This window comes from Streptomyces sp. NPDC091649, from assembly GCF_044756785.1.
In the GTDB taxonomy this organism is placed as follows: domain Bacteria; phylum Actinomycetota; class Actinomycetes; order Streptomycetales; family Streptomycetaceae; genus Streptomyces.
The window spans coordinates 119,019-132,243 of the sequence record NZ_JBIVTR010000013.1 but is presented as its reverse complement, the minus strand read 5'-3'; the positions used below and the strand labels follow the sequence as shown (position 1 = coordinate 132,243).

13 protein-coding genes are annotated in these 13,225 nt (G+C 70.8%); 6 read left to right on the top strand and 7 right to left on the bottom strand.

Going from position 1 to position 13,225, the window contains the following annotated elements; genetic code table 11:
• The first annotated feature begins 50 nt into the window (after nucleotides 1–50).
• Nucleotides 51–2,108, top strand: a complete 2,058-nt coding sequence (gene ftsH / locus ACIQMU_RS22135) for an ATP-dependent zinc metalloprotease FtsH (protein ID WP_352242793.1) — start codon at nucleotides 51–53, stop codon at nucleotides 2,106–2,108.
• A gap of 164 nt (nucleotides 2,109–2,272) precedes the next feature.
• Nucleotides 2,273–2,878, top strand: coding sequence for a GTP cyclohydrolase I FolE (folE, locus tag ACIQMU_RS22130; RefSeq protein ID WP_352242792.1), 606 nt, complete (start codon nucleotides 2,273–2,275; stop codon nucleotides 2,876–2,878).
• 40 nt (nucleotides 2,879–2,918) lie between these two features.
• On the opposite strand, the gene ACIQMU_RS22125 is transcribed toward folE, so the two are convergent.
• From ACIQMU_RS22125 to ACIQMU_RS22100, 6 genes are all read right to left on the bottom strand, one after another.
• Nucleotides 2,919–3,407, bottom strand: coding sequence for a DUF3180 domain-containing protein (locus ACIQMU_RS22125; RefSeq protein WP_352242791.1), 489 nt, complete (start codon nucleotides 3,405–3,407; stop codon nucleotides 2,919–2,921).
• Nucleotides 3,408–3,480: 73 nt separating this feature from the next.
• The gene (gene folK, locus ACIQMU_RS22120; RefSeq protein ID WP_352242790.1) at nucleotides 3,481–4,092 is read right to left on the bottom strand and encodes a 2-amino-4-hydroxy-6-hydroxymethyldihydropteridine diphosphokinase; all 612 of its coding nucleotides are present in this window, start codon (nucleotides 4,090–4,092) and stop codon (nucleotides 3,481–3,483) included.
• Nucleotides 4,089–4,448, bottom strand: coding sequence for a dihydroneopterin aldolase (gene folB / locus ACIQMU_RS22115; protein ID WP_352242789.1), 360 nt, complete (start codon nucleotides 4,446–4,448; stop codon nucleotides 4,089–4,091). Before folB ends, folK begins: the two co-directional genes overlap by 4 nt.
• Before the next feature lie 190 nt (nucleotides 4,449–4,638).
• Nucleotides 4,639–5,112, bottom strand: a complete 474-nt coding sequence (locus ACIQMU_RS22110; RefSeq protein WP_352242788.1) for a nuclear transport factor 2 family protein — start codon at nucleotides 5,110–5,112, stop codon at nucleotides 4,639–4,641.
• Nucleotides 5,109–5,906, bottom strand: a complete 798-nt coding sequence (gene folP / locus ACIQMU_RS22105) for a dihydropteroate synthase (RefSeq protein ID WP_352242839.1) — start codon at nucleotides 5,904–5,906, stop codon at nucleotides 5,109–5,111. The genes ACIQMU_RS22110 and folP overlap by 4 nt, the downstream gene beginning before the upstream one ends.
• A 92-nt stretch (nucleotides 5,907–5,998) precedes the next feature.
• Complete coding sequence (locus ACIQMU_RS22100; RefSeq protein ID WP_352242787.1) at nucleotides 5,999–7,828, bottom strand: phosphatidylglycerol lysyltransferase domain-containing protein; 1,830 nt, start codon at nucleotides 7,826–7,828, stop codon at nucleotides 5,999–6,001.
• A gap of 159 nt (nucleotides 7,829–7,987) precedes the next feature.
• On the opposite strand from ACIQMU_RS22100, the gene ACIQMU_RS22095 reads away from it, so the two are divergent.
• Nucleotides 7,988–9,106, top strand: coding sequence for an alpha/beta hydrolase (locus tag ACIQMU_RS22095; RefSeq protein ID WP_402689513.1), 1,119 nt, complete (start codon nucleotides 7,988–7,990; stop codon nucleotides 9,104–9,106).
• Between the two features lie 92 nt (nucleotides 9,107–9,198).
• On the opposite strand, the gene ACIQMU_RS22090 is transcribed toward ACIQMU_RS22095, so the two are convergent.
• On the bottom strand, nucleotides 9,199–10,494 hold the full coding sequence (locus ACIQMU_RS22090; RefSeq protein ID WP_402689512.1) for an ABC transporter ATP-binding protein: 1,296 nt from the start codon (nucleotides 10,492–10,494) through the stop codon (nucleotides 9,199–9,201).
• Nucleotides 10,495–10,633: 139 nt separating this feature from the next.
• Between ACIQMU_RS22090 and ACIQMU_RS22085 the strand changes: the two genes are divergently transcribed.
• From ACIQMU_RS22085 to ACIQMU_RS22075, 3 genes are read left to right on the top strand one after another with little or no spacing between them, the layout of a single operon-like run.
• Nucleotides 10,634–11,458 (top strand): ABC transporter permease, encoded by an 825-nt coding sequence (locus ACIQMU_RS22085; RefSeq protein ID WP_402689511.1) that lies wholly within the window; start codon nucleotides 10,634–10,636, stop codon nucleotides 11,456–11,458.
• Between the two features lie 3 nt (nucleotides 11,459–11,461).
• Nucleotides 11,462–12,136, top strand: coding sequence for an ABC transporter permease (locus ACIQMU_RS22080; protein ID WP_402689510.1), 675 nt, complete (start codon nucleotides 11,462–11,464; stop codon nucleotides 12,134–12,136).
• 54 nt (nucleotides 12,137–12,190) lie between these two features.
• Nucleotides 12,191–13,162, top strand: a complete 972-nt coding sequence (locus ACIQMU_RS22075; RefSeq protein WP_402689509.1) for an ABC transporter substrate-binding protein — start codon at nucleotides 12,191–12,193, stop codon at nucleotides 13,160–13,162.
• Nucleotides 13,163–13,225: the final 63 nt, after the last annotated feature.

Here is a 13,225-nt window from a genome sequence, read left to right as displayed (position 1 = left end):
GCAGCATTTACCTACGGGCAGGAGGGACGGGGCGTCTTCGCTCCGTATGGATGGACGTGAAGCGATACTTCCGTGGGCCGGTCATGTGGATCGTGCTGGCCGTCCTCGCCGTGGTCGTGTTGATGCAGGTCGTCGGCTCGTCGGGCGGCCACAAGACGGTGGACACCGGCAAGGTGATCCAGGCGATCAGTAAGAACCAGGTGGAAGAGGCCAAGCTCACCACCGGTGACGAACAAACCCTCAAGATCCAGCTGAAGGACGGACAGAAGCTCGAAGGCGAGTCCGGCAGCAAGTTCCAGGCGAGCTACATCGGCAACCAGGGCGTCGAGCTCGCCGACACGCTGCAGCAGAAGTACGAGAACGGTGACATCGAGAAGGGTTACACCGTCTCGCCGTCGAAGCAGTCCCCGTTCGTCTCGATCCTCCTCTCGCTGCTGCCCTTCGTCCTCATCGTGGTCGTCTTCCTGTTTCTGATGAATCAGATGCAGGGCGGCGGTTCCAAGGTCATGCAGTTCGGCAAGTCCAAGGCCAAGCTGATCACCAAGGACACCCCCAAGACGACCTTCTCCGATGTGGCGGGGTCCGACGAGGCGGTCGAAGAACTCCACGAGATCAAGGAGTTCCTCCAGGAGCCGGCGAAGTTCCAGGCCGTCGGCGCCAAGATCCCCAAGGGCGTCCTGCTGTACGGGCCGCCCGGTACGGGCAAGACGCTGCTCGCACGCGCCGTCGCCGGCGAAGCGGGCGTGCCGTTCTACTCGATCTCCGGTTCCGACTTCGTCGAGATGTTCGTCGGCGTCGGCGCCTCCCGTGTGCGCGACCTCTTCGAGCAGGCCAAGGCGAACGCCCCGGCGATCGTCTTCGTCGACGAGATCGACGCCGTCGGACGCCACCGCGGCGCCGGCATGGGCGGCGGGCACGACGAGCGCGAGCAGACGCTCAACCAGCTGCTCGTGGAGATGGACGGGTTCGACGTGAAGGGCGGCGTCATCCTGATCGCCGCCACGAACCGCCCCGACATCCTCGACCCGGCGCTGCTGCGCCCGGGACGCTTCGACCGGCAGATCGCGGTCGACCGCCCGGACATGCAGGGCCGCCTGGAGATCCTCAAGGTGCACCAGAAGGGCAAGCCCGTCGCGGAGGGCGTCGACCTCGGCGCCGTCGCCCGGCGCACGCCCGGTTTCACCGGTGCCGACCTGTCGAACGTGCTCAACGAGGCCGCGCTCCTGACGGCGCGCAGCAACAGGAAGCTCATCGACAACGAGATGCTCGACGAGGCCATCGACCGCGTCGTGGCGGGCCCGCAGAAGCGGACCCGGATCATGTCCGAGAAGGAAAAGAAGATCACCGCGTACCACGAGGGCGGACACGCCCTGGTCGCGGCGGCCTCACCCCAGTCGGACCCGGTCCACAAGATCACGATCCTCTCCCGCGGCCGCGCCCTCGGTTACACGATGGTGCTCCCGGAGGAGGACAAGTACTCCACGACCCGCAACGAGATGCTCGACCAGCTGGCGTACATGCTGGGCGGGCGCGCGGCCGAGGAGCTGGTCTTCCACGACCCGACCACCGGTGCCGCGAACGACATCGAGAAGGCCACGGCAACGGCCCGGGCGATGGTCACGCAGTACGGCATGACGGAGCGGCTCGGCGCGATCAAGTTCGGCGGCGACAACTCGGAGCCCTTCCTGGGCCGCGAGATGGGCCACCAGCGCGACTACTCCGAAGAGGTCGCGGCACTGGTCGACGAGGAGGTCAAGAAGCTCATCGAGACCGCCCACAACGACGCGTGGGAGATCCTCGTCGAGAACCGCGACATCCTCGACGCCCTGGTGCTCGAACTGCTGGAGAAGGAGACGCTGGGCAAGGACGAGATCGCCGAGATCTTCGCCCCGCTCGTCAGGCGTCCCGCCCGCCCGGCATGGACCGGATCCGCCCGGCGCACTCCGTCGACGCGGCCCCCGGTGCTCTCTCCCAAGGAGCTGGCCCTCACCAACGGCGCATCGACCGCCAACGGTTCGGCCACCCCGCCGGAGATCGCTCCGAAGGACCTGACGAAGGACATCGCCCCGTCCACCGAGGCGACTCCCGAGGAGCGTCCCGAGAGCTAGTGCCGGACCGACTCCGGTGAGACCCCCGTCACGGGGGTGGAACCGGTCCCGGAATGGATGCCGTGCCCCCCAGGTTTTAGCCTGTGGGGGCGCGGCTTTTCCGTATGCCTGCGAGGTCTGAGCGCGAACCCGCGCACGGGACAGCACAGAGGAACGAGGCACAGATGACCGACCCGGTGACGTTGGACGGCCAGGGTTCGATCGGTGAGTTCGACGAGAAGCGGGCCGAGGCGGCCGTACGCGAACTGCTGATCGCCGTCGGAGAGGACCCGGACCGCGAGGGCCTGCGGGAGACGCCGGGGCGGGTGGCGCGGGCGTACAAGGAGATATTCGCGGGCCTGTACCAGGAGCCCGAGGACGTCCTGACGACCACGTTCGACCTGGGTCACGACGAGATGGTGCTGGTCAAGGACATCGAAGTGTTCAGTACATGTGAGCATCATCTGGTGCCGTTCAGGGGCGTCGCGCATGTCGGCTACATTCCGGCCGCGACCGGCAAGATCACCGGCCTGTCCAAGCTGGCCCGGCTGGTCGACGTCTACGCCCGCCGACCGCAGGTCCAGGAGCGGCTGACAACCCAGATCGCCGAGTCCCTCATGTCGATCCTGGAGCCGCGGGGAGTCGTCGTCGTCGTCGAGTGCGAGCACATGTGCATGTCGATGCGCGGGATCCGCAAGCCGGGAGCGAAGACCCTGACCTCTGCCGTGCGAGGTCAGCTCCGCGACCCCGCGACCCGCGCCGAGGCGATGAGCCTCATCATGGCGCGCTGACCACGCCCCGAGACGCGCGACACGGGCGCGGTCAACTGTCCTACGCGGCTGCCGCGCCCGTGCCGTTGTGGTCGTCGCCGTTCTCCGGGAGGCGGCAGACCCGCTCCAGGAAGAGCGCGGCCGCGACGACCGCGATGCCGGCCACCACCGCCGCGCCCGCGTAGATGGCCTGGTCGCGGCGGGGCGGGATGTCGAGGTAGCTCAGGAGGAAGACGCCGGTGCCGCCGTACATTCCGGCGACCAGGGCGGCCACTAGGGCGCTCGCCTGGCCGAAGACGACCGCGCGGGCGGCGAACAGGGGCTCGACGCCCTTGGCGCCGGGTCGGCGCTCGCGCTGGGCGCGGAGGCGGGCGCGGGTGGAGAGCGCGGTCGCGAGCAGGATCACCGCGATCGCGGCGAGCACGATCGACGCGGCCAGCGGGACGCTCGGCAGGGTGCCGAGGGAGTCCCAGAGCCGTGCCCCGCCCCAGGAGAGGACACCGGCGGCGGCGAAGAGGCCCGCCAGTACCCCGAGCCGTAGTTGCTTCACCGAGTGAGCCGCCCTTCGCGCGCCTGTGCCCGGTCCGGCCGTGCGCCGGACCACCGTCCGTCGAGCCTAACGATTACTCCGGCAGGCGCAGTTCCAGGTCGGCGCGGGGAAGGACGCTGTCGCGGCCGACCTCGTCGAGCAGCTGGGCCACCGGACCGGCTCCGGGCAGCTGGGCCTCGGGGTCGACGTCGTGCCAGGGGGCGAGGACGAAGGCCCGCTCGTGGGCGCGCGGATGGGGCAGCGTGAGCACCGGGTCGTCGGACAGGACGTCGGCGTACGCCACGATGTCGACATCGATGGTGCGCGGTCCCCAGCGTTCCTCCCGGACCCGGTCGAACGCCTCCTCGACGGCCTGGCCGCGCTCCAGCAGGGAGGCGGGGGGCAGCGTCGTCTTCACGAGGATGACCGCGTTGAAGTACGAGGGCTGGGAGTTCGCCTCGACGCCCCAGGGCTCCGTCTCGTAGACCCGGGAGACCGCCTTGACCTTCAGGCCCGGGGTGTCCTCCAGGGCGTCGACGGCCCCCTGGAGGGTCTCCAGCCGGTTGCCCAGGTTGGAGCCGAGGGAGATCACGGCCATCTTCGGGTTCGAGAGCGTGACATCCGCGGCGTCCACCTGCTGGACGACAGCGGTCGGAACCGGCTGTACGGTCGGGTCGCTCTGCCCTTCGGTGGAAAATGCAGTCATGCTCGGCTCCGAATGATGGTGATGGTCACGTCGTCGAAGGGGACGGTGATCGGCGCATCGGGTTTGTGCACGACGACCTCCACCTCCTGGACGCCTTCGTGCTTCAGGCACTGCTGGGCGATGCGCTCGGCGAGCGTCTCGATCAGATCGACCGGTTCGCCGGTCACCACGTCGACGACCTCCTCGGCCACCACGCCGTAGTGCACGGTGAGGGCCAGGTCGTCGGTGGCCGCCGCGGGGCGGGTGTCCAGGCCGAGCACCAGATCCACGATGAAGGTCTGGCCCTCTTCCCGTTCCCGGGGGAAGACACCGTGGTGCCCACGGGCCTTGAGGCCGCGCAGCGCGACACGATCCACGCGAATCACTCCTGCTGTCGTTGGTCAAGAGGCACCCGGCCGCGTGCGGGCGGCGAGGTGCCTTCGTTCGAATCTACCTGCGAGCACCGACAGTGCTCGCTCGCGGGGGCCGGGGACAGCACCTCACTGGGCTGGGGGCCGCTCGTACCCGGTGGCCGTCGCTTCCCGTCCCTACCGGTCCCGTACCCACTCAGGAGGGGGTTTCCTCCTCGTCGTCCTCGTCGGATTCCGCCAGGACGGGCGACCCGTGGTGGGACCAGAGTTTCCAGCCCTCGGGGGTGCGCCGGAACACGTTCGTGGCGACGACCAGTTGGCCCACGAGCGGGCCCAGCGCGTTGCCGTCCTCGGCGGGGCCGCCGCTGAGGATGTTCTCGGTACAGGTCACCAGAGCGGTGTCGCCGGTCATCGAGACGTTGACGTCGGTCAGGAAGAACTGGATGTACTCGGTGTTCGCCATGATCAGGGCGTAGCTGCGCAGCACCTCGCCGCGGCCCGTGAGCACCGGCCAGCCCGGGTGGACGCAGGAGACGGTGAGGTCCTCGCCCGGCAGCCAGCGCTGGGAGAGGTCGTCGTGGTCGCCGCGTTCCAGCGCCTCGTAGAAGGCGGTGTTGGCGGCCTCGACCTCCGCGATGTCGGCGGCGGCCTGTGCGTGCTCCTCGTTCACGCGGCCGCCTCGACCGCGCGGGCGACACGGACCGCGTCGGCGGTGGCCCGTACCTCGTGGACCCGGACCGCCCAGGCGCCGGCCGCGGCGGACAGCGCGGAGACGGCGGCGGTCGCCGCGTCGCGTTCGCGGGCGGGCGGCGGGGCCGCGCCCGGACCGGCCAGGACGTGGCCGAGGAAACGTTTGCGGGAGGCGGCCACCAGCAGCGGGCGGCCCAGGGTGCGCAGCTCGGCCAGGTGCGCGACCAGCGACAGGTCGTGGGGGGCCTCCTTCGCGAAGCCGAGCCCGGGGTCGATCACGAGGCGCTCGGGGGGGACGCCGCCCGCGATCACCGCGTCCATCCGCTGCCGCAGCTCGCCGAGGACCTCGGCGACGACGTCCCCGTACACCGCCCGGCTGTTCATCGACTCGCTGAAGCCGCGCCAGTGCATCACCACGAACGGGACCCCGGCGTCGGCGACGGCCGGGATCATGTCCGGGTCGGCGAGCCCGCCGCTGACGTCGTTGACCAGGACGGCCCCGGCGGCGACGGCCTGCTCGGCGACCCGGGCGCGCATGGTGTCCACCGAGACGGTGACGCCCTCCGAGGCCAGTCCCCGTACGACCGGGACGACCCGGCGCAGCTCCTCGGCCTCGTCCACCCGGCTGGCGCCCGGGCGGGTCGACTCACCGCCCACGTCCACCAGGTCCGCGCCCTCGGACACCAGGTGCAGGCCGTGCTTGACCGCGGCCGTGGTGTCGAACCAGCGGCCGCCGTCGGAGAAGGAGTCGGGCGTCACGTTGACGACGCCCATGACCGCACAGCGGTCCCACTCCGGCAGTCCTCGGACCGTGCCCCGCGTGCGCAACGTACTCATACGTCCAGCCTAGGCCCCGTGCGCCTCGCCTACGCCGCGCTCACCTCGTGCTCGGAGGGGACGCGCCGGGTGTGGCCGCACGGGCGGAGGCGGCGGGGCCGGAACGGGCGGGGCGGCGAGAGGTTCACGAAACCCTCCGCCCGCATCGCCGCGAGCCCGATGCGGGGCAGGTCGCGGCTGGTGCGGAAGACCACGAAGCGGGGCTCCCAACGCGGCTCGAACTTGGCGTTGAACTTGTACAGCGACTCGATCTGGAACCAGCGCGACAGGAAGATCAGCAGCCCCCGCCAGCAGCGCAGCACCGGCCCCGCGCCGAGCCGCTCGCCGCGGGCCAGGGCGGAGCGGAACATCGCGAAGTTCAGCGAGAGACGGGCGACGCCGAGCTTCTCGGCGGCCTGGAGCGAGGCGACGATCAGCAGTTCGTTCATGCCGGGGTCGGCCGAGCGGTCGCGGCGCATCAGCTCCAGGGACATTCCGTCGCGTCCCCAGGGGACGAAGTGGAGGACCGCCTTCAGGTCGCCGTGCGGGGCGTCCTGTGTGCCGGAGCCGGGCAGGTGGGCGGTGGCGATCACGCAGTCGCCGTCGGCCGGGTCGCCGATCCGGCCGAGTGCCATGGAGAAGCCGCGTTCGGTGTCGGTGCCGCGCCAGTCGGCGGCGGCCCGCCTGATCCGGTCCAGCTCGGTGTCGCCGATGTCACGTGCCCGCCGGACCCGGGTCTCGTAGCCGCCTCGTTCGATGCGCTTGACCATCTGGCGCACGTTCCGCATGGCGCGCCCGGCGAGGGAGAAATCCGCTACGTCCACCACCGCCTCGTCGCCCAGCTCCAGGGCGGTGAGCCCGGTCTCGCGGGTCCAGACCTGGCCGCCGGTCTCGCTGCACCCCATCACGGCGGGGGTCCAGGAGTGCGCCCGCGCCTCGTCCATGAAGCGCTCGATCGCGCCCGGCCACGCCTCCACGTCGCCGATGGGGTCGCCGCCGGCCAGCATCACCCCGGAGACGACCCGGTAGCAGACGGCGGCCTTGCCGCTGGGGGAGAAGACGACGCCCTTGTCGCGGCGCAGCGCGAAGTGGCCGAGCGAGTCCCGGCCGCCGTGCCGCTCCAGCAGGGCCCGCAGCCGGCTCTCGTCGTCCTCGGTGAGGCGGGCGGCCGGGTGCTCGGGGCGCAAGGCGAGGTAGACGGTGGTGACGGCGGTCAGCAGTCCGAGCGCGCCCAGCGAGTAGGCCACCGTCCAGCCGGTCCGCCCGGCGTAGTCGACGGGCCCCTCCACGCCGAACAGGCCGTACAGCACGTGCTGGAGGCGGTCGGCGATGGACGGGTCGCCGACGACCCGGCCGGGGTGGACGCTGACGATGATCAGCCCGAGTCCCAGCGATCCGGCGCCGAGCAGGACGAAGTTGGCGAGCGCGCGCCAGCGGCTGCGCGGGTCGGGCAGTGCCCGGAACTGGTCCCGGTGGCGCACCAGCAGCCAGCAGAGCGTCAGCGAGACGAGCACCCCGACGATCGAGTGGCGGTAGGCGAACTGGGCCACGGCCCCCGCGGGCAGCAGGATCACCGCCGCCCGCCAGGCGCGCCGCTTGTGCCGCTTCAGCCCGTGGGCGAGGAGGAGCAGGAGCATGCCCGCGCTCAGCGAGAGCGCGGCGGCGAAGGGGCCGAGCGCCCCGGGGAGCACCTCGGCGAGGGCGTGCATCCGGCTGTGCCGGAAGCGGGGGAAGACCCCGGCGGCGATGTCGATCAGTCCGACGACGGTGCAGGCGCTGCCGACGAGCGCCGGTACGGACGCGGGGCGCGGCCCTCGCAGCAACCGGCGGACGCGCTGCGGAACCGACACCGAATTATCCCCATCTAGCGTGACAGACATCGCTTCCCGTGGCTTCGCGAGAGATTCGTTGAGTCCGCCGGCCGGAGCCCCGCGGACGATGTGCGCCCTCTAGGACGTGGGTCGCGGGGCGTGGGTTCACCCACATTCCGGAAATTTCCCGCATCCGGCACCGTACGGAATCACGGAGAAAGCACACTCATGGGTCTCACCGGCACCGCGGTCCTGGCGGTCGTGGCGACGCTGGCCGTCGCGCTGTTCGCCGCCACGGTCCTGCTCTGGCCGCGGCTGGCCCGGCCCGGCGCGGCGGCGGTCTCGGGCCGGATCGGGCTGCTGCTGGCGACCCAGCTGACGCTGTTCGCCGCGGTGGGTCTGGCGGCCAACAACGCCTTCCTCTTCTACGGTTCCTGGGCCGACCTCTTCGGGCGGCGGCAGGAGCTGGGGGTGGTCACCGATCACGCGGGCGGGGCCGGCAGCCGGCACCTGGCGAGGGTCGGCAGCCGGCATCCGGACGTTCCGGGCGGCCGGGTCCCGGCGGTCGGCGGACGGATCGATCGGGTGGTCGTCTCGGGGCGGACCTCGGGCATCGCCTCCCCGGCGTACGTCTATCTGCCGCCGGAGTACTTCCAGGCGGCGTACGCCGGGCGGCGGTTTCCGGCGGTCGTGGTCCTCACGGGCTACCCGGGAACGGCGGAGAACCTGCTGAAGGGGCTGCGCTACCCGCAGACCGCGCATGACCGGGTGAAGGCGGGGAAGGCCCGGCCGATGATCCTGGTGATGCTGCGGCCCACGGTCGCGCCGCCCCGGGACACCGAGTGCGTGGACATCCCGGGCGGGCCGCGTACGGAGACGTTCTTCGCGAAGGACCTTCCGGAGGCGGTGGCGGGCTCCTACCGGGTCGGGGAGAAGGCGCGCAACTGGGGCATCATCGGCAATTCCACCGGTGGCTACTGCGCGTTGAAGATCGGACTGCACCACCCGGACCGGTACGCGGCGAGTGCCGGGCTCTCCGCGTACTACAAGGCGGCCGAGGACCCGACGACGGGCGACCTGTTCCACGGGGACGAGGAGCTGCGCGACCGCGCCGACCTGATGTGGACCCTGGAGAACCGGCCGCCGGCCGGTGGCTCGTTCCTGGTGACGACGTCACGGGAGGGAGAGGGCAACCTCGGGAGCACGATGGAGTTCATCGAGAAGGTGAAGGCGCCCGCGAAGGTGTCGTCCATCGTGCTCGACAGCGGCGGGCACAACTTCACGACCTGGCGGCGGGAGATCCCGGCGGCCCTGGAGTGGCTGAGCGCCCGCCTCGCCGCGAACTGATCCGGGGCGGGCGCCTTCCCTCTCGGGACGCCTCAGGGGGCGCCTTCCCTCTCGGGACGGCCTCAGCGGGCGCTTTCCTTCTCGGGACGTCCTCAGGGGGCGGTGGCGATGGTCGCCACCGTCTCGACGGCGACCTCGGCACGCGGTACGTCCTGGGCGTCCGCGTCGATCGAGCGGCGCAGGGCCTCGTGCAGCCGGGCGGGGGTCAGCACCCCGAGGAATCGGCCCTCGCTCTCCTTGTCGATGACCGCGATCCAGCCCGCGTCGTGCTGGAGCATGGTGGCGAACGCCTGTTTGAGGGGGGCGCCGAGCGGCAGCCAGGCTTCCATCCGGCGGGCGTGCCCGCGGACGGTGTCCTCGGCGGTGTCCTCGGCGGTGTCCTCGGCTGTGGCGTCCTCGCCGGTCGGGCCGGCGGTCGCGGCGCCGGTCCCGGCGGTGGTCGCACCGGCGGGTGCTCCGGCGGGTGCTCCGGCGGTCCCGTGGGTGGTCGCGTCGGCGGGGATCCAGCCGTGGAGGTTGTCCCGGCCGTCCAGGACGACCGCCCAGCGCGCACCCTCGGACCGGAGCCGTTCGGTGGCCGTGGCCAGCGGGTCGTCGAGGTGGACGACCGGTGGCTGGTCGAGGTCGCTCTCCTCGATGGGTGTCACCGAGAGCCGCTTGAGGCCGCGGTCCGCGCCGACGAAGTCGGCCACGTACGGGGTCGTGGGGGCTCCGAGCACGGTGGCGGGGGAGTCGAACTGCTCGATGCGGCCCTGACCGTAGACGGCGATCCGGTCGCCGAGGCGGACGGCCTCCTCGATGTCGTGCGTGACGAACAGCACGGTCTTGCGCACCTGGGCCTGGAGTTTCAGGAATTCGTTCTGAAGGCGTTCGCGGACGACCGGATCGACGGCCCCGAAAGGCTCGTCCATCAGGAGCACGGGCGGGTCGGCGGCCAATGCACGGGCCACGCCGACCCGTTGGCGCTGACCGCCGGAAAGCTGTTCCGGATAGCGGTCACCATAAACGGAGGGGTCGAGTCCGACGAGGTCGAGGAGTTCGGCGGCGCGTTCGCGTCCCTTTCCGCGCTTCCAGCCCAGCAGATGGGGAACGGTCGCGGTGTTCTCCAGCACCGTCTTGTGCGGGAAGAGCCCCACCTGCTGGATCACATAGCCGATTCGGCGGCGCAGTCGGACGGGATCGATGGTGGATATGTCGTCCCCGTCGAGGAATATCCGGCCCTCGGTCGGTTCGATGAGCCGGTTCACCATCTTCATGGTGGTCGTTTTGCCGCACCCGGAAGGCCCCACGAGCGTGACCAGTTCCCCCTCGGCGACCTCGAAGGAAAGGTCGTCGACGGCGGTGGTGCCGTCGGCGTACCGCTTGGTGACGTGCTCGAAACGGATCATGGTTCCCCATTGTGGAGGGCGTTCTGTGAAGGGCATGTTGCCGGAATGCGGCTGCCTCCGCGATTGTCAGTGGTCGAGGATAGGCTCGTCAGTCATCAGTTCGATCCGGGGCGACGAGGGAAATCAGGAGGGGGGGCGGATGGCCGAGCAGAGCTGCCTGGTGACGAACGACTGGATCTGCGGGGAGTACCTCCGCTCCCGCAGCCAGGAGTTGACCGACGCGACCGTGCAGCACGTCGGGATCACGGTGGTCTCGGTGCTGATCGGGCTCGCGGTGGCCTTTCCGCTGGCACTGCTCGCCCGCCGGGGCCGACGCTTCGCCGGGCCGGTGCTCGGGCTGACGACCGTGCTCTACACCGTGCCGTCGCTGGCGATGTTCTCGCTGCTGCTGCCCCTGTTCGGGCTGTCGGCCGCGCTCGTCGTCACGGGGCTGGTGCTCTATTCGCTGACCATCCTCGTACGCAACATCCTGGCCGGGCTGGCGGCGGTGCCGCAGGAGGCCAAGGACGCCGCCCGCGGCATGGGATACGGCCCGGCGCGGCTGCTGTGGGAGGTGGAGCTCCCGCTGGCACTGCCCGCGGTGATGGCGGGGCTGCGGATAGCCACCGTGTCGACGGTGGCGCTGACCACGATCGGCTCGCTCGTCGGCAAGGGGGGCCTCGGCAATCTCATCGACGACGCGCTGCCCAGCTTCTTCAAGGCCCAGGTGCTCGCCGCCTCGGTGCTGTGCGTGCTGCTCGCGGTGGCGGCGGACCTGCTGCTGCTCGGCGTCCAGCGGTTGCTGACGCCCTGGACCCGCATACCCGGCCCGGCCCGCATACCCGGCCCGGCCGGTTCATCCGGTGCGGCCCGCGGGTCCGCCGCGGCCGGAGACCGGCGTGCGGACCCGGACGGACCGGGTGGACCGGACGGACAGGGTGGACCGGCGGGCCCGCCCGCCCCGGCGAAGATGGAGGCGGGCTGACCCGTGGGAGTCATCGGCGACGCCTGGACCTGGCTGACCACCGGGGCCAACTGGTCGGGGGACGGCGGGGCGGCCCACCGGCTCGGTGAGCACCTGTACGTGAGCGGGGCCGCTCTCGCGGCGGCCTGCGCGATAGCGCTGCCGCTGGCCCTGTACCTGGGGCACATCGGCAGGGGCGGCGCGCTCGCGGTCAACCTCTCCAACGTGGGGCGGGCGATCCCGGTGTTCGCGGTGCTGGCGCTGTTCATGGTCACGCCCCTGCGCAACTCGGGGTACTGGCCCACGATCATCGCCCTGGTGCTGTTCGCGGTGCCCCCGCTGCTCACCAACGCCTACGTCGGTATGCGGGAGGTGGACCGGGCCGTGGTGGAGGCCGCGCGCGGCATGGGGATGTCGGGCGCGCAGCTCTTCGTCCGGGTCGAGCTGCCCCTCGCCTACCCGATGATCATGACCGGGCTGCGGTCCGCGGCCGTCCAGGTGGTGGCCACCGCGTCGATCGCCGCCATGGTCGGCCTCGGCGGGCTGGGCCGGATCATCACCGCCGGGTTCAACACCTACGACACCGCCCAGGTCTTCGCGGGCGCCGTCCTGGTCGCAGGGCTGGCCCTGCTGGTGGAGGCGGCGCTGGTGGGCCTGGACCGGCTGCTGTCGCCGCTGCGCCGCCGCCGGCCCGCCTGATCGCGCTTCTTTCCCCTGGTCACTTCCCTTCTGTTCGGACGGAGAACAACACATATGAGCAGGACCTCGCGGATCGCCGGAGCGGTCGTCAGCCTGGTTGCGCTGGCCGGGTCGCTCGCGGCCTGCGGCGGCGACAGCCTGGAGAAGGAGAAGGGCGGCTCCGGCTCCTCGGCCGGCGACGGCGAGAAGGGCTCCCTGGTCGTCGGCTCGGCCTCGTTCACCGAGTCCAAGGTGCTCGCCGAGCTGTACGCCGGGATCCTGGGCGACGCCGGATACAGCACCTCGGTCACCACGGTGAAGAACCGTGAGTTGTACGAGCCGTCGCTGGAGAAGGGGGAGATCGACGTCATACCGGAGTACGCGGCCACCCTCGCCGAGTTCCTCAACGCCAAGGTCAACGGGGCCGAGAAGGCCCAGGCCGAGCCCGTGGCCTCCGGGGACGTCGATGCCACGGTGGCCGCCCTGGAGAAGCTCGCCGGGCCGCTGGGTCTGAAGGTTCTTCCCCCCGGGAAGGCCGTCGACCAGAACGCCTTCGCGGTCTCGAAGGAATTCGCCGAGAAGAACAGCCTCACGACGCTTTCCGATCTGGGGAAGGCGAAGATCAAGGTCAAGATCGCGGCGGGGGACGAGTGCGAGGTGCGGCCGTTCTGCGCCCCCGGACTGAAGAAGACGTACGGCATCGATGTCACCGGTATCGATCCCAAGGGCGTCGGCACCCGCCAGTCCAAGCAGGCCGTCCGCGACGGCAAGGTCCAACTGGTCCTGACCACCACCACGGACGCGGTGATGGACGGACTGGTGTTCCTGGAAGACGACAAGAAGCTCCAGAACGCGGACAACGTCCTTCCGGTCCTCCACGCGAAGGACGCGGGCGCGCCGGAGATCGCCGACGCCCTGGGCAAGCTCACCGCCACGCTCACCACGGAAGATCTCGCCGAGCTGAACCGGAAGGTCGACGCCGAGCGCGCGAAGCCGGCCGATGCGGCCAAGGAGTATCTGGAGTCGAAGGGCCTGATCAAGAAGTAGGGTCCGGCCGGGACGGCTTGCTCCGGCGGATTGATCAAGAAGGAGAAAAGCGGCCGGGCGGAG